Annotated in this window: 11 protein-coding genes and 5 pseudogenes; 7 read left to right on the top strand and 9 right to left on the bottom strand. The window is 69.3% G+C overall.

Translation table 11 applies throughout. The features are described 5' to 3' along the window. The 3 genes and pseudogenes from ABTY04_RS37145 to ABTY04_RS37135 form a co-directional block, all read right to left on the bottom strand. The coding region (locus ABTY04_RS37145; RefSeq protein ID WP_352217847.1) for an nSTAND1 domain-containing NTPase at positions 1-2,738 on the bottom strand (2,738 nt) is incomplete at its 3' end. A 5-nt stretch (positions 2,739-2,743) separates the two neighbouring features. After that, positions 2,744-3,151 carry a CU044_2847 family protein gene (locus ABTY04_RS37140; RefSeq protein WP_352217846.1) on the bottom strand — a complete coding sequence of 136 codons (408 nt, stop codon included), beginning with the start codon at positions 3,149-3,151 and terminating at the stop codon, positions 2,744-2,746. Positions 3,152-3,315: 164 nt separating this feature from the next. Beyond that, positions 3,316-3,546 (bottom strand): annotated as a pseudogene (locus ABTY04_RS37135) (Tn3 family transposase); the annotation flags it as partial. Between the two features lie 818 nt (positions 3,547-4,364). Between ABTY04_RS37135 and ABTY04_RS41345 the strand changes: the two are divergent. The 4 genes and pseudogenes from ABTY04_RS41345 to ABTY04_RS41330 all read left to right on the top strand — a co-directional run bounded on the left by ABTY04_RS41345 (position 4,365) and on the right by ABTY04_RS41330 (position 6,864). Further along, positions 4,365-5,186 (top strand): DEAD/DEAH box helicase family protein, encoded by an 822-nt coding sequence (locus ABTY04_RS41345; protein ID WP_502996797.1) that lies wholly within the window; start codon positions 4,365-4,367, stop codon positions 5,184-5,186. Beyond that, a pseudogene (locus tag ABTY04_RS41340) lies at positions 5,183-5,497 on the top strand (helicase); the annotation flags it as partial. The gene ABTY04_RS41345 and the pseudogene ABTY04_RS41340, both read left to right, overlap by 4 nt. 362 nt (positions 5,498-5,859) lie before the next feature. Continuing rightward, a pseudogene (locus ABTY04_RS41335) lies at positions 5,860-6,069 on the top strand (helicase associated domain-containing protein); the annotation flags it as partial. A gap of 9 nt (positions 6,070-6,078) precedes the next feature. Then, positions 6,079-6,864: a helicase associated domain-containing protein gene (locus ABTY04_RS41330; RefSeq protein WP_502996796.1), complete on the top strand. Its 786-nt coding sequence runs from the start codon at positions 6,079-6,081 to the stop codon at positions 6,862-6,864. Between the two features lie 63 nt (positions 6,865-6,927). On the opposite strand, the gene ABTY04_RS37125 is transcribed toward ABTY04_RS41330, so the two are convergent. Together ABTY04_RS37125 and ABTY04_RS37120 are read right to left on the bottom strand one after the other, a co-directional pair. Further along, complete coding sequence (locus ABTY04_RS37125) at positions 6,928-7,824, bottom strand: hypothetical protein (protein WP_352217857.1); 897 nt, start codon at positions 7,822-7,824, stop codon at positions 6,928-6,930. A gap of 76 nt (positions 7,825-7,900) precedes the next feature. After that, positions 7,901-8,153 (bottom strand): annotated as a pseudogene (locus tag ABTY04_RS37120) (hypothetical protein); the annotation flags it as partial. Between the two features lie 154 nt (positions 8,154-8,307). Between ABTY04_RS37120 and ABTY04_RS37115 the strand changes: the two are divergent. Then, entirely contained in the window at positions 8,308-9,219 is a 912-nt protein-coding gene (locus tag ABTY04_RS37115; protein ID WP_352217845.1) for a hypothetical protein, read from the top strand. Positions 9,220-9,287: 68 nt separating this feature from the next. Here ABTY04_RS37115 and ABTY04_RS37110 read toward each other — a convergent pair whose 3' ends face one another. After that, a complete protein-coding gene (locus tag ABTY04_RS37110; protein WP_352217844.1) occupies positions 9,288-10,679 on the bottom strand; it encodes a replication-relaxation family protein in 1,392 nt (463 codons plus the stop codon). A gap of 210 nt (positions 10,680-10,889) precedes the next feature. Beyond that, positions 10,890-11,765, bottom strand: a complete 876-nt coding sequence (mobF, locus tag ABTY04_RS37105; RefSeq protein WP_352217843.1) for a MobF family relaxase — start codon at positions 11,763-11,765, stop codon at positions 10,890-10,892. Between the two features lie 778 nt (positions 11,766-12,543). Here mobF and ABTY04_RS37100 point away from each other — a divergent pair. Next, on the top strand, positions 12,544-13,185 hold the full coding sequence (locus ABTY04_RS37100) for a hypothetical protein (protein WP_352217842.1): 642 nt from the start codon (positions 12,544-12,546) through the stop codon (positions 13,183-13,185). A gap of 29 nt (positions 13,186-13,214) precedes the next feature. Here the strand turns inward: ABTY04_RS37100 and ABTY04_RS37095 are convergent. Next, a pseudogene (locus ABTY04_RS37095) lies at positions 13,215-13,859 on the bottom strand (transposase); the annotation flags it as partial. 84 nt (positions 13,860-13,943) lie between these two features. Next, complete coding sequence (locus ABTY04_RS37090; RefSeq protein ID WP_352217841.1) at positions 13,944-14,480, bottom strand: MarR family winged helix-turn-helix transcriptional regulator; 537 nt, start codon at positions 14,478-14,480, stop codon at positions 13,944-13,946. A gap of 118 nt (positions 14,481-14,598) precedes the next feature. On the opposite strand from ABTY04_RS37090, the gene ABTY04_RS37085 reads away from it, so the two are divergent. Then, positions 14,599-15,822, top strand: coding sequence for an FAD-dependent monooxygenase (locus ABTY04_RS37085; RefSeq protein WP_352217840.1), 1,224 nt, complete (start codon positions 14,599-14,601; stop codon positions 15,820-15,822). Positions 15,823-15,938 lie beyond the last annotated feature (116 nt).

Here is a 15,938-nt window from a genome sequence, read left to right as displayed (position 1 = left end):
GGGCTGAAGGCCACGGACCACACGGCGGCTGCTTGCTTAGGTAGGACAACGCGGGACTTGACTGGGTCCACGTCCCACAGTCCTACGGTGCCGTCCTCGCTTGCGGTGGCGAGGGTCTGTCCGTCAGGGCTGAAGGCCACGGACCACACGGCGGCTGCTTGCTTAGGTAGGACAACGCGGGACTTGACTGGGTCCACGTCCCACAGTCCTACGGTGCCGTCTTTGCCTGCGGTGGCGAGGGTCTGTCCATCGGGGCTGAAGGCCACGGACAGCACTGCACCTGGTTGTTTGGGCAGGACGACGCGGGTCTTGCCTGTGGCCACGTCCCACAGTCGAACGGTGCGGTCGCTGCTGGCGGTGGCGCAGGTCTGTCCATTGGGGCTGAACGTCACCGAATTCACTGCGTCGGAGTGCCCGGTCAAAGGGCGGCGCTGTGCGGGACCTGCAGCGGTTTGCAGGCTTGCGATGGACTCTGCAGTGCTGCTGGTTCGATATGCCTCGATGGCCAGCAGCGAGGCGAGTGCAGGGTTGGCATCGATGAGAGTGTCAGACTGGATGGCAAATTGCCGGGATTGTGCTGCTTGGCGCTGGACGGTTGCCGTCTGCCACTGCCACACGGCGCCTCCTACGGCGAGGAGTGCCAGGAGCATGACGACCACGAGCGTCGCAAGAGTTGTGTTGAGGCGCCTGGTACGTCGGATAGCCGCCTGTTGTCGCTGCTTGCTGGCCATGATGAAGGCTGAGATTTCGCCCGGCAGTCGGCGTTGCCGCGCCCATTCCAGCCCTTCCGCGAGCGCTGTTCCCCCGAGCAGGTCTCCTGGATCGCCCTTCTCGGCGTAGCTGGCATGCCGTTCACGGGTCCGGTCGAGCCAGTCGTGGAAACGGTGATCCTCCCTGACCCACTCGCTCAGTGTTCCCCAGTCACGGATGAGCGCATCATGGATCAGTTCGGCTACCGGCTCCCCGGGAGGAGCATCGGGGTGTTGGGGGTCGCGGAGCGTCTGGGTAGTGATGATGCGGTGACGGGCGAGGGCGGCCAGGACGGTGTCGACGTCGCCGTCGCCGTCGCCGTCGCCGTCGCCGTCGGGTGCACCGTCGGGGCCCGCTGCCAAGTCGCGCAGTTCGTTGAGGGGGACTTGGGCACGGACGGCGGGGACACGGCGTCTGCGGTCGGCGGGTCTCACCAGTGAGGTCAGCATGCGTCGCGCGATGAGCTGCTGATCGGGCGGTAGTGCGTTGAGGGCGCTGTCGCACCAGGTGGTCAGGCTCCCGCTGACCGCGCCGATGCGGCGGTAGGCCTCATGGGTGAGGTGGCCGTTCTGGCGCCGGACCCACAGCTGGCTGAGGGTCAGCTCCAGCAGGGGGAGCACTGTCACGGGTGCCTGTTGGGTGGGCGCTTCCTCGGGATTGGTGGCCAGGACGTCGGAGACGATCCGCTCGGGCAGTCCTGGTTGGAAATGGAGACCCACGTCCCGGGCGGGGAGGGTGATGATGTCGTTCAGGTCCCGCTGGTTCAAGGTGCCCGGAACATTGAGGAGACCCGAGGCCGCTGCTTTCAGCAACCCTGGTGCCAAGGCGGCCAGCTGGGGATAGAAGTCGTCCCGCATGACCAGGATCACGCTGAGTGCGGCATGTGAGTCGACCGCTGCGGCGATCTGGTCCGCGACGGACTGTTGGTTCCGCCGGTGGCCGTCGGCCGTCTGGATGAAGAGCTCTTCGAACTGGTCGATGATCAGCAGGATGCGCTGGTGGTCGGGCTCGGCTGCCAGCCGACGGGTGACCGCCCCGGCGATGCCCGTGGTGATGGCTCCCGGCAGTCCTGCACGTTCGATCTCTGCCGCCAGGTCCTGCCTCGGCCGTGCGATCAGCACCAGCCACCGATCACTCCCCGGCAGCTCCCCCTCCGTCAGCTCCCGCAGTACCCCTGCTTGGATCAGCGACGACTTGCCCGACCCCGACGGCCCCAGGAGCAACGTCAGCCGCCGCTGCTGTGCCAGGTTCGTCACGACCTGCCGTACCGCCTCCTGCCGGCCCTGGAACCACCGGGCGTGCTCCGCGGTGAACGGCTCCAGTCCCCGGTACGGGCATACTTCCCGCTCCACCAGCTCGGGCAGGATCCCCCGCAATACCTGTGTTGGAGTGACATAGGCGACGCCCTGCCCCTTGCCGAACTCGTCGGGCGCGGCGATCTCGGTGAGCATGCCGATGACCAGGCCGGTCACCTCGTCGAGCACGGGCCCGCCGCTGAACCCGGTGGTGAGATCGTTGGCCGCGGTGAGCTGCAGGTGCGCACTCCGGTTCCCCGAGCCGGGCAGCAGATCGCCGGCCACGCCGAAGCCGAAGTGTCCTTCCGGCGGGGCCTGCGCGGGGAATCCGAACGAGCGCACCTGATGACCCCGGCACCCCTCCGCAGAGCCCAACGGCAGCACCCGCGCCCCAGCCGGCATGCTGCTCAGACGGATGAAGGCCACGTCCTCGTCCTGGGTGGCTCGCCACAGCTCGCCCGGGACCTGGCCCTCCACCTGACCCACACCCCTCACATGAGGGAAGGCCACCTGTACCGCAGCCCCCGGCCCGCCTCCGGCCGCTTCGACGACGTGCGCGCAGGTGGCCACGACCCTGTCTGACACGAGGAACCCAGCCCCGACCACCGCTCCATCCGGCCGGAGCACCTGGACCATGGCGGCGAGCAGGTCTGGTGCAGTGCCGTCCGCCGATTCCTTCTCCGTGCCAGTCACCGGGATCAGTCCGTACCCGTGCCTGCGCAAGGGTGACCGGCGCCGTCACCCTGCCAGGAAACGGTTACCTTCAGGTGACGGCCGGCCTGGCTCTTGGTGATCACAGCCCCCGCCTCGACCGCCAGGTCGACGCCGAACTCGACAGTGATCTGGTCGGGGCTGGCCCTGCGTAGCTGGCCGAGGGTGGCACGGACAGCCTCCGTGACCGGTTCCAGGGCCCCTTCCAGAGTCACCGGCAATTCGCGTACGGCGTCACCGATACGGCCAGCCCTCACCGGCCCGTCCCACTCGGCCTGCTGCTCGACCCGAATGCAACCTCCGCCGTCCAACGGAATCCGGGTCAGAGCTGCCAACAACGCCTCCGTCGTCGATCGTGGCCCCGCACCTGGGATCTTGGCCAGCGTGCTCTGCATAGCCGCACGCTAGAGCGATGCCCACGCCGAAGGCTGTGCCTGTCCCGATTTAAGGCCCTGACATCACCCGGAAGGACGAGGCTCACCTTGGACTGACCGCTGTGAGCTGGCCTGAGTAGCGCCTGAGCCGTTCATGGCATTCGGCGAGGATGTGGCTGTGGCTCTCAGGCGTATTGACAGTCCTCCGCGCCGTCCTCGTCGTCATCGAGACCGGCCGCGTCTGGGTCACGCAACGGCCGCAGGCTGCCGCCGGCCGGGAGGGACGCGGTGAAGCTGTAGCGGCCCAGCACGTTGAGATTGCGGTGCTTCAGTGGGGACAGCCGTGCGATGTCCCCGTCGCAGATCTCGTGGCCCTCGGCGCGCAGCTGCGCAACGGCGGCGTCGATGTACCGGGTCTTCGAAGACGCCGCGGTCGCCTGGCAGAACCACATGAACTCCCGCACGGGACGCCGGGCCGGCGCCATGATGGGCAAACCCCACTTCAAAGCGCAGGGCCGGTGCCGGGAGTCCTTCCGGATCGTCCACGACGTCAAGAACCCCAGCATCCGCTTCACCGGCCCGCCGATCCCTCCCTCGCGGGCGGGCACGGGGACCGTGCCATCCATAACCTGATCGCGGACTCCGCCCGGGCCGCCGGGCTCACTCAGCCGCTCGAGCTGGGCGAGCGCGCGGTGTTGTCGACCACGGCCGAGGGGGCGGAGCTGGCGGCCGTGGTCTTCACCCAACAGGGCGGGGAGGCGGTCCGGGCCCGTCGACGGCTCGCCCGGCGGGCCCTTCGGCGAGGCCTGCGCCGGTACTCCGGCCATTCGATGCGGCGAGGCAAGGTCCGCGACGATCAGCAGGCCGGCGCTCCCCGGCACGTCATCGAGCGGCAGCTCCCAGGCGAGGTCATCCGACTCGAAGCCATCGCCGGTCTCATCCCGGAACCGCTCGATCTCCGCGGCAAGCGTCTCGGCGAGCGCGCCCGCGTCGACCACGACCGCGCCGAGCGGCGCGGTGATCCCGCCGATCCGCCCCTGCGCCGTCGGCCGTCCCCTCACCGTCGACCGGTTCGCCGCCACCCCACATACGGGCAAAACCGCACCAGCGGCATCAAGTACTGCACCCGCGAATGTGCCCGCGCCCAAGCCCAACGCGAACACCGGCGACGCCGCAAGACCGCTGCCGCGCAGGAACCAGCGCGCGCCCTGCGAGGAATCGAAGGAAGCCGAGCGTGAAGGAATACCTGTATCCCCACCAGCGAGAAGCCGTCGACGCTGTCGCGCGAGCGCTCGGCGTACCTCCAGCAGGCACCATCCCGGAGCGCGGGCTACGCACCCAGGTGATCATGGCGACCGGATCCGGAAAGACCCAGGTCGCGGTCCGCAGCGCGGAGAAACTCCACGCGGGCCGGGTGCTGGTGCTCGTACCCTCGCTGGACCTGCTCGCCCAGACCGAGTCCGCATGGCGCGAGGGCGGCCGCCGGGGACCGATGATCGGAGTGTCGTCGCTCCGGGGCAAGGAGGTGTCCTTCCCCAACACCACCGACGTGAACGAGCTGGTGGAGTGGACCCGGGGCCTGGCCAAGGTCACCGTCTACGCCACGTACGCCTCCCTGGGTTTGGGCACCCTGGAACGGGCACACGCCGCCGACCTCGCGGCCTGGGACCTGATCGTGGTGGACGAGGCGCACCGGACCTCAGGCCGGCTCGGGAAGCCGTGGGCCGTCATCCACGACAACACCCGGATCCCTGCTTGGCGCAGGCTGTACATGACGGCCACGCCCCGACTGTGGCAGCTCGGAGACGAGGACGAAGCCGGCTCGCCCGGCGAGCTGGTCGCCAGCATGGACGACGACCCCGAGGGCCCGTTCGGCAGCCGGTGCTTCACCCTGACCCCCTCCGAGGCCATCGACCGGGGCATCTGCGCGCCCTACCAGGTCGTCTGCGTGGATGTCACCGACACCGCGCTCCAGGCCGCGCAGCTCCTGGGCGCGGAGGGCGGTCGGACGAGATCCGCGGAGCCCGGCTCGCCGCGCTGCAGACCGCGCTGGTGAAGGCACCCGCGGAGGAAGGCTTCCGGCGCACGCTGGTCTTCCACCACGTGGTGAAGGAGGCTGAAGCGTTCGCGGCCGGCCTTCCGGACGTCACCGCCCAGCTGCATGCCAGCGACCGCGAGCTGTACCCGGCCACCGTGTGGGCGGACTGGCTGTGCGGTGAGCACAAGCCGCTCCACCGGCGCCGCGTCCTCGCCGAATTCGCCGAGGGGATCGCCACGGACGGCACCGTGGTGGTGAAGGGCTACCTGGGGTCCGTGAAGGTCCTCGGGGAAGGCGTCGACACCAAGAACTGCGACTCCGTGTACTGGGCCGACGTGCGCGGTTCCATGCCCGATCTCGTCCAGGCCGTGGGGCGGGCGCTGCGGATGCAGCCGGGTGAGGGGAAGGTGGCCTCGCTGGTGGTGCCGATCCTGCTGGGGCCCGGCGAGACGCCGGACAATATGCTCACGTCCCGCGCGTACGGCGGGCTGGCCAAGCTCCTCGAAGCACTCCGGGCCCACGACGCGCGGATCGTGGAGACCCTCGCGGAGCAGCAGGCACCAAGCCGCTACAAGCCCGTCAGCAAGGACGACAGCGGGAAGAGCGGCAACGGCTCCGAGGGCGTCAGCGCCCCTGCCAAGGCCCTGCTGAAGTTCAGCGTGCCCCGAGACCGGCCGCGCTCGCCGCATTCATCAACCTGCGCGTCCTCAACCCGGAACACGAGCACTGGCGGCGCGGGGTCGAGGCCGCGGTCATCTACGCCCGCGAGCACGGCGCCCTGCGTGTCCCGTTCACCTTCCGCGTCCCCGCCGCCGAAGAAGCCGAGGCGGCAGGATGGCCGGCCTCGCTCGCCGGGTTCCCGCTCGGGCAGTGGACCGCCGACGCCCGCCGCTTCTACAACCGCGGCAACATGGACGAAGAACGCGTCGCGCAGCTTGAGAAGCTCGGCATGGTCTGGTCCCACTTCGACGTCGCATGGCAGGAGGGACTGACCGCCGCACGCGGATGGGCCGCCGAACACGGCCACCTCCTGGCACCGCTCGACGCCGCCTACCAGGGCGCGGCGGTGGGCATCTGGCTGAAGAACGCGCGGGCCGCCGCCCGGAAGGCACAGGAGATCGAGCAGCGGCGGGCCGACGGCCTGCCGGTGGAGTCGTCGGCCGGGGCGATGACACGGTCCCGGCGCGAGCAACTGGAGGAGATCGACCCCTCCTGGTGCCCGGTGTGGCCGGTGACCTGGCAGCGCTGCTTCCACCTCGTCCGCCAGCACCTCGACACCGGCCAGGCACTGCCCACCACGGCGGGCGAGGTCGTGCGCCAAGGCGAGGACCTCGGACGGTGGGTCACCTCCGTCCGGCACGGGTGGGACCAGCTCACCACCGTGCAGCAGTGGATGTGCGAACAGGTCCTCGGCATCGAACCCGCCGACGAGGACGAGAAGCCCAAGCCCCGCACCAGCCAAGCGGACAAGTGGGCCATGCACCTCACCGCCGCCACCCAGTACTTCGACCGCGAGGGCCACCTCACCGTCCCACGCAAGCACATCGAAACGATCACCCTCGACAGCGACGGCCAGGCGCAGCAGGACGTACCGCTGAAACTCGGGACGTGGGTCGACAACCAGCGCCGCCGCATCGCGACGCTGTCAACGGAGCGGGTCGAGCAGCTGTCCAAGGTCGGAATGCGGTGGGCGTAGCCCCGTCCATCACCGCCGTGGGTCCGCGCAGAGCTTGTGCGGACCCACGGTCAGCCGAATCCGTTACGGCAGGTCTTCCAGCCGGGCGAGCAGGCCGGCGGCGGTGGCGACAGCCGCGACGGCGTCGGCCCGTGTCCACGCGAAGTGCTCGGTTGTGCCCGCATCGTCGTGCGGGGCGCCGCTGAAGAGTGCGAAGGCGCTCTGGGTGAGCATCGCCCAGCGCTCCGCCTGGTCGCGGTCCTTGGCGTTCTTCTTCTGGGCCTGGTTGTACACATTCTGGGTGTTGCATGCCTCGCGTACTGGATCGAGGGCCGCGCGTGCGAGAGAGACGGCGTGCTCGTACCGACCGTCCCTGATCGCGGTCTTCGCCTCACGGATGCGACGGGCCGCAGTCGCGCGAGCCTCGACCTCAGTGAGCGGAACGAGGACATCTACGAAGGCGCCGGCGTCGAGCTGAGTGATCGCGTTGCTCCACGTCGCATGCGGGATGCGTATGACCTCCTGGTCGGAGGCGACAGGCCAGCTCTTCGTCTCCGTCAGGGCGGTCAGGGTGAGGTCGGCGCGCAGCGTCAGGTCGGCTCCCGCCCGCATCTTCTCCAGACCGCGCAGTTGCTGGTCCGTCACGGTCGTCTCGAGCGTGAGCATCGTCCCGAACGACTTCAGCCCGATCGGTCCCGACGTGGCATGGAGTACCCCGACCCAGCTTGCGGGGGTGGGCATGTCGTGCGTCCACAGCGTGCCCGAGACGAAGAACGGCGCGTCCTCGGCGTAGTCGCCATGGGGATGCACCTCGAAGGTGAGGGCAAGCCGGTGCACGTCCCACCCCCGGTAGAAGTTGACGTGCTGCTGCGCCCGGATGTTGACGTTGTAACTGTTCGAGCCGAATTGAAAGTTGGCCATCGTTCCTCGCCTGATTGAAGCCTTACCTGATGGTGTCAGGCCAACCAGGACGAGCGGCATCGATTTGCACCGACCGCTCGCGAGCCAGAGCGCGGGGTCGCCGTCGGCCAGATCGGCCCCGGTCAGAGTGTGTGTCGGACCAGTCCCAACGGTTCCGCTCGCCAGGGCGTGCGTTGTACAGGGCGCGGACGCTGGCGCCGGGCCGGCCGAGCTTGGTCGTCAGTGCGACATCGGTCTGGATCTCGTCCGCCGTCGGTGACGTCGAGCAGCAGCCCGTCGAGCAGGTCGCCGACGAGCTCGGCGTAGGTGCGGCCGGGCCGTGGGCCCGGGTCCGGGTCGTCGTCCGCATCGTAAACCCGGCCTCGCAGCAGCTCCTCATCCCTGTCCATGCGCCGCAGACCTCCAACCGTCACTGATAACGAGGTGCCCTGCGGTCGTATGGTCGGCTCGGGTCCGGACGGTGAGCGGGTGACTTGTCTCGCGAGGCTTCTCACCCGCCTTTTCCCTCCACCTTGCGAACCGGTGGTCTTTAGCCTGGAACGCATGCCGCAGCCCGAGTTCACTGCCGATGACTACGTCAACCCCGAGGCTCCCGAGGACGAGCTCCGTCTCAGGTCGGACCACCCGCGTGTCCGTGACCACTCCTACGACTGCTCACGCAGCACTCAGGAGCTGGACCTGTGGAAACAGTCGCTCATCGCCACCGTGATGGAACCCTGGGACGCCCACCCCGACCTGTCGGTGATTCCCGAGAACGCTGAGCCAGGCCCCTCGCTCACTCTGTTCGTCAAGGAGCGACGGCGTGGGCCCGGCTACGTCGCCGACTTCGTCTACAAGGCGCCCGATCTGCCGGTGACCGTGCACGGCATCCTGGCGAACCAGGGAGCCGGCCTCGGCGTGATCGAACTCGAGCTCTGGCGCCCGGACTGGGGATACTGGGACGACTTCGGGGACTTCGTGGGGCCCTCCGAGGACGATGCGCCAGCGGCTGTGTCCGCACCGATCACGAGTGATGTCCTGCGGCGCATCCCACTGGGCCAGATCGTCGCCCGCGCCCAGGCCGAACTGGCCGACCAGTCCTGGAAAGACGAGGGGGTGACCACCCTGGGGCTCGGGCGACTTCAGGACGGCTCCGGACCAGAGCTCGCCCCGGCGTCCGTACAGGCTCTGGAGAACGCCAGCGCACTCGCACAGCCCGCGCAGCGAGGGCGGCCTCCGCTCGAGGAAGAACTCCTTCACCGTGTGGCCCACGCCTATCTCCGTGAAGCCGTAAACGGTCCCGGCCTCCACCGGCGCCTGGCCCACCTCTTCGACCGCCCCGAACCGACCATCAAGGACTGGATCAAAGCAGCCCGCGAGCGCGGCTACCTCTCCCAAGCAGTCCCAGGCCGCTGCGCAGCCGGACCAGGCCCGCTCCTCAGCCACCCCCAGAACGGGCCTGGCACTCCGCCTTGAGCCTCCGCAGCATGGGCTTGCCCAGGGTCGACTAAGGCTTGCCCACACTGTCAGCTTGCCCAGCCCGATCAGGAGGCTTGCCCGGGGCGGAAGCGGGAGCGCCAGCCGCGGGCTTTCTCGGCGGTCTCTGCCGCCTCCGCCTCCAGGCGGTCACGCTCGGCTTGGTCCGCTGCCGCGACTGTCTTGGCCTCGCACGGCTTGCACAGCGTCGGGTGCCACCGGTGACCCGGCCCCGGGGACAGCTGGGTGTTCTCCCATCGGTCGTTGTCGAACTTCTTCCCGCAGCCGGCGCAGACGGGGCGGGCGGCCTCGTGCTCGGCCCTCTTCTGCTCGGCCGCGCGGCGCAGCTGCTCCTTGTACTCCGCCTGTTGTGCCTTCATCCGCTCCGCTTGGCGGGCGAGGGCGGCGTCCCGGCGGGGGTTGCCGATCGCGTCGCGCAGCGGCTGCATGTGGGTGCGGCCGAAGCGGAGGAAGACCGGGCCGTTGGGTCCGTGCTCGCGCAGGTTGCGCAGGCCGGTCGCGATGATCGGGATCTTCCGGTCGTAGCTGCTGAACCCGTCGGCCGGCTCCCCCGCCCACAGCGGCCGGGTCAGCTCCTGCAGCCGCGGGACGGTGCGGTTGGGGTCGCGGGCGCCGACGTGGTTGAAGACCAGGAGCACGGGCGGGTACGGGGTCTCCCCGTACTCGGCGACGCGGGCCATCCAGCGGGTGCGCCACATCGGCTTGTCCTTGCCGTCGGTGTCCTTGATCTGCCGCTTGAAGAACCTGGAGTACTTCAACAGCTTCGCCGCAATCTCCTCGGCGGTCTCGTGGCAGTTGTCGACCTCGATGAACAACAGCGGGATCCCGTCCTGCGGGGCGGTGAGCACGATGTCGGCCTGGGCGCCGCCCTTGCCCGGCGCACCCCACGTGCCGGTGGCCGGCAGCGGGACCTCCGTCGCGTACGAGGCGATCGTGCCGACACCGGCCGGGCCGTCGACGGCGGCCTGGGCCGCCGCCTTCACCTCAGCTGGCTCCGCAGTGAGCAGCCGCAGGTCGGGCTTCGGGCGCAGCATCGCGATGACGGTCTCGTTGACGGCCATGGGGTGAGTGGCCCCGCTGGAGCCCGCGCCGCGAGCGGTGGAGCCCATCTCCGACTGGGGGCGGCCCAGCTCGTAGGAGGCAGCTTCCAGGCCCTTGGTGGTCAAGTTCCGCAGCGACTCCCCCGCCCGGGTGGTGCCACCGTTCTCCGCGAGACCGTGCTTGCGCAGATCGGAGAGCGCACCCGCATGCGCAGCGGTACGGGCGGTCTTCCGCTCCGAGGCCGTCGCCTTCGTCGTGTGCCGGTAGGTCAGATGCGGCGAAGCGATCCGCTGGATCTGATCGGCCGTGGCCACCTTCAAAACCCCCAGCACCCGCAGCACATCCCCGCGCAGATCGTTCGAGGAACCCGCCGGATTCGTCAACCGCCTGCCAGCCATCAGCACCACCCCTTCGCACTACGCCACCAACCGCACCAGCCAGCCACAATGCAAACGTGACCAGTCATCGAGAGCACCGGGCCCCCTGGAACCCGATGATCTCCTCCCATACAGACAACAAGAGGGGAGAAGAGGGGTGTGACGGCGCGGATTTCACCCTGATCTGGGCGCTGACCTGCATGTTTTCCACCCTCACGCGGGTCGGGCACCCTAGTGGGTACCGAAGGGGGTCCCGAAGTGCCCCCTCAAGGAGCCCACTTCGGCTTGCCCAGCCGGTGCGGGGCTTGCCTGCTCGTGCGGGATCCCCGCGAGCTGCATCACTGGCGGGCGCCCGGCAGTGACGGTGCGCGGCTCGGTGGCCAGGCCGAGTCTCTCGCAGACCTCGACGGCCACGGTCTCGCTGCAGAGGGCGGCGGCGACGGTGTTCTCGAAGAGGACTTCGGAGTGGACCGATCCCCACTTCCCATCCAAGCGCTGCCCCTTCACCGACAACAAAACATGATCATGCAGCAAGGGCATCCCGGCCCGTGATTCGTGGCGGAGGCGGGCGGCGACCAGACCGCCGGGCGGCCGCACACGGTAGACGCCGTCCTTGCCGAACCGGATCACCGCGACGTGGTCCTCGATCCACTCCAGCACCCGCTCGATCGCGCGCCCATGCGCGGCCTCGATCACCAGCCGGCTCGTCTCATCCCCCAACGCCCACAGGAGGTAGGTCGTCGGCTGCGGCCGGAAGACGAAGTCGAAGCCGACGACCTTCAACCGCCGCCCCAGCGCCCCGGCCCGCCGCGCCACCTTCGGGGAGTCGCCGGCGGCAAGCCGTTCAGCCACGAGCCGCTCTGCGTCCGGGTGCTGGCCTCCCTCACCGAAGAGCTGGCGAAGCTGCTCCTCGGCGACCTCCTCCCCCGCCACCAGCCCGAGCGCGCCGAGCCCGCGGCCCATCCAGCGAGTGGCAGGGACACCGGCCTGCTCTTGGGCCTTCTTCAGCGGCATCCGGGCCGGGCGTCGGCCGTCACCGACAACTGTCTCGCGCGTGTAGTAGCGCTGCATCTGACCGGCCCTCACGAGCATCGCGTCCATCGTCATGCAGACCACGCCACACCGCCGTGCCCTGCAGCAACAGGGCTGTCGGCAATCCGGCCCGCCAGGCGGGACCAGCGGGCGAACTTTCTTCCCGAGTGCCCGCCAGGCGGGAAGCGGCGCCGGCCCCGCAGCGAATGTCATCGCTCTGCGGTCCTTCCTCCAACACCCCGGTGACACACCACTCCGGTCACCAGTCACCGGCCCCCACGCACCGGTGAGTCACCACTCCACTCACCACCAACCGGCACGCACTCACCGGTGACGCACCACACCGAACCCAATCGAGCACGACCCAGCACACCGGTGACCCGAGTTCACCGCACACCCTTCCGACCCCGCCCTCCGGCAACCGCGCCGACTCCCGCCCAGCGCCGGCCCTTCGACCACGTCGACCTGGATGCCTTCGGGCCCGACCTGCGTCGGGCCTCCGGTTGAGGGAGGCCCATCAGGTGGGCCCTGAGCATGCACTCGTCGGTCGAGACGACTCATGAGCCTTCAGGGCTGTTCAACGGCTCACCGCCGGGGCCACGCTGGTCTTAGAACCAGTCGCTCCTCGGGAAGCCGTCCGTCCTCGGCTCGTACACGATCTTGTCGTAGAGAGCTTTCTGACAGATCCGAGAGTGATCCGCTGCGGAGAGGGCCAGCCGCTTACGCTCGGCAGCCGGTTCCGTGAACCACTGACGGATCCCTAGTGCTCTGACCGCATACCTTCGCCGGGTTGGGCGGGTGTGGGGCCGTTAATGCCAGCCACCTGGCCGAGGCATCCGCCTATGCTCGACTCGTGCAACCGCTTTCCGACCGCAGCAATCCGTTGATCACGGCGTTCCCAGCCGAGCTTGCAGGCGATGCCGAGGCAGTCCTGGCGGTGATGCCTGATTCTCGGCTCCAGCCGCATGCCTCGTTCTCGGTCGTTGTGGAGGGCCAGCAGGTTCTGATCCCCGGGCGCCTCTACAACGACGAGCCGCCAACTGACATGGTGGCGTCGCTTTCGTCGCGCCAACAACAGCTTCTGCACTGCCTGTACTCAAGGCACTGCGACGGCATGGTCAGGCAGCGCCACCTGGAGAAGGCCGTTGGTTCCACCGACCCATGGGTCGTCCCCTTCGTGGTGCAGCTGGTTGGCGAGTACGTCTTGGAGATCCTGGTCGTCATCTGCGATGAGCTCCGTGATCTCGCCGCGCCCGGCACCTGCGGCCACCTCGCTTACGGGCAGTTCATCGTGGACAACCCTGCTTTCTTCGCGCGCACTCAACGCCGGGTCGTGAGCTACTGGAGCTGCTACCACCGGGGCACCTACGCGAGTTTTCGGGGCTACCCGGGGTGCACGATTCTTGACCTCCTACGGTCCGCTGCCTCCGACAGGGCGGGACATCCCTGGGCCAACCTCGCTCCAGCCGGCGCCAGGGTGGACGGCTACTGCTAGGACCCGGCCGGGCAAGGTCGCCAGGCTGGTCAAGCGGTATCGGCGAGGGGACGTCCGCCCCAACGGATGCCCTTCTCGCTGCGGATGCGAGCGCGCTCGCGGCGCTGGGCTGCCAGCACGCCGGGGTGACGGGCATTCGCGGTGCGCCAGCGCAGACAGGCGTGCAGGGCCCGGGTCTGCACGGTGTGGTTGCGGTGGTTGGAGTTGGCGACGGTGAACTGCCGCAGCGGCCCGAAGTGCGCCTCGATCGGGTTGGCTCAGGACGCGTATGTCGGCGTGAAGCACAGTTCGACGCGGTTCTTCCTCGCCCAGCGGCGGATCGTCTCGCCCTTGTGGGCGGACAGGTTGTCCAGGATGACGTAGATGGCGGCGCCGTCCGGCCGGGCGGCCCGGACCGACCTGAGCGCGGCCAGCGTGGTCGCGGCGCCCTTCTTCCGGCGGTTGACGCCCCAGAGCGTGTCGTCACCGACCGAATAGCAGCCGTGGAAGTACCCGACGCCATGCGTGCGGTGGTAGGTCGCCGGGTGCCGCTCGGGGTGACTGGCGAGGGCCCAGCCCGCAGCGCCGGTGGGGCGGATGCCGAGCGGGCCGAACTCGTCGAACGCGAAGACCCGGTCCGGAAAGCGGTCCAGGACCTCCTCGATCCGGTCCAGTTTTGCCTCGCGGTCGGGGTCCGATCTGGACACGACCGTCGATGACGTGCCCCGCTTTGGCAGGGGCCCGGCCGCAGCCGCGGGGTGACCGTTGATGCCCGCCGCTCAGCCGGTTGCCGGCGTGCGGCCGTGCGGATCGAGGGTCGCCAGGTGGGCGGCGAGGTCGTCGGCGAAGCGGCCGAGGAGCCGACTGAGGGTGCGGCGATCCTCAGCGGACCAGTCGGCGAGCGCGTCGTTGAAGGACCCGAAGAGCGCTCTCAGATAGCGCTCGGCGACCGCGGCGCCCTCGGGGGTGGGCTCGATCAGGCGAGCCCGCTGATCGTCCGGGTCGATGACGCGGCGCGCCAGCCGGCGCCGCTCCAGTTCGTTGACCTGTCGGGTGACGTGCGGCCCGACCACCTGCATGCGCTGCGCGATCTCGCCGACGCGCAGTGGTTTGCCGACCACGCGCAGTTGCATCAGGACGGTCATCGCCGGCCGGTCGAGGCCGGATCCCGCCTGCTCCATGGCGTGCTCGACCAGCCCTCCGCGGTTCAACGCGGTACTGAGCTGGGCGAGTCGCGGTAGGAGGGCCATCAGGTTGAGTTCGTTGCTGCTCCCGCGCTCGGCGCTGTCATTGCTGTCGTCCGGTGTGTGGTTCACGCCACGCCATCCTCGATAAATACCAAAGTTAGGTATATGGTTTTGCTGGGTGCCGCCGCGGACAGCGGCGCACCGCACCCGAAAAAAGGATACCTAAGTTACATACATGGAGTCGACTATGACTGCGACCCTCCGCACCACCTCAGCCGCCCACCGCGGCCGCTCCGTCCTCGTCTCCGGCGCCAGCCTCGCCGGACCCGCGCTCGCCTACTGGCTGCACCGCTACGGCTTCGAAGTCACCGTCGTGGAGAAGGCCGACACCGTGCGCGGCGGCGGCTACCCCATCGACATCCGCGGCACCGCCCTCGAAGTGGTGCGGCGCATGGATCTCCTGCCCCAGCTGCAGCAGGCCCACATCGACACCCGTCGCCTCACTTTCCTCAACGCCGACGGCGGCACCATCGCCGCGCTGCGGCCCGAGGCCGTCAGCGGCGGAACCGGGAGCGACCTCGAAGTGCCCCGCGGAGATCTCACCAGGATCCTCTACGCCGCGGTCTGCGAGGACGTCGAGTTCCTCTTCGGCGACTCCGTCACCGCACTCGACGACCGCCCCGAAGCAGTCGACGTCACCTTCCGCAGCGGCACCCGGCGCACCTTCGACCTGGTCGTCGGCGCCGACGGCCTGCACTCCAACACCCGCCGACTGGTGCTCGGCACCGAGGAGCAGTATCACCGCTACCTCGGCTACTGCTTCGCCGGCTTCACCATGCCCAACCACCTCGGACTGACGCAGGAGGCCGTGCTGTGGAACGTGCCGGGGCGGGCTGCCGCCCTGTACGCCGTCGGCGCCGGGGAGCAGGTGCACGGCATCCTCAGCTTCGCGCGCACCGACCCGCCCCTCGACGCCTTCCGCGACCCGCAGGCGCAGCGCGACCTGGTGGCCGAGACCTTCCGGGGCGACGGCTGGGAGGTGCCGCGGATGGTCGCCGCGATGCAGGATGCGGACGACCTGTTCTTCGACGTGGTCAGCCAGATACGGACACCGCGCTGGTCCCGGGGACGGGTCGCACTGGTCGGCGACGCCGCCCACGCACCGTCCTTCCTGACCGGCCAGGGCACCAGCCTCGCCCTGGTGGGTGCCTACGTGCTGGCCGGGGAGCTGGCCGCGCACGCCGATCACGCCGAGGCGTACGCCGCCTACGAGCGCACGGCACGACCGTACGTGACGCTCAATCAGGACCTGGTCTCCGAGGGGAACGCGGCGCTCTTCCCCAACACCGAGGAGACGCTGCGGCAACGCAACGCTGCGCTGCGCTCGCTCTCCGAGCTCCCGGCCGACGAGCCGCGTGCCGCCCACACCGCGCTCGTCCTTCCCGACTACGAGGCAGCCGCCGCCCGGTGAGCCGGTTGCCCGCCGTCCAGACCTAGTGCTGTGACCGGATAGGTTCGCCGGGTTGCTCAGGCTGCGGGTGCGAGGGGGCGTCCGCCCCAGCGGAGGCCCTTCTCGCTGCGGATGCG

Origin of the sequence: Streptomyces sp. NPDC097981, assembly GCF_040302565.1 — a bacterium.
Lineage (GTDB): Bacteria > Actinomycetota > Actinomycetes > Streptomycetales > Streptomycetaceae > Streptomyces.
This window is presented reverse-complemented; position numbering and strand designations above follow the sequence as displayed.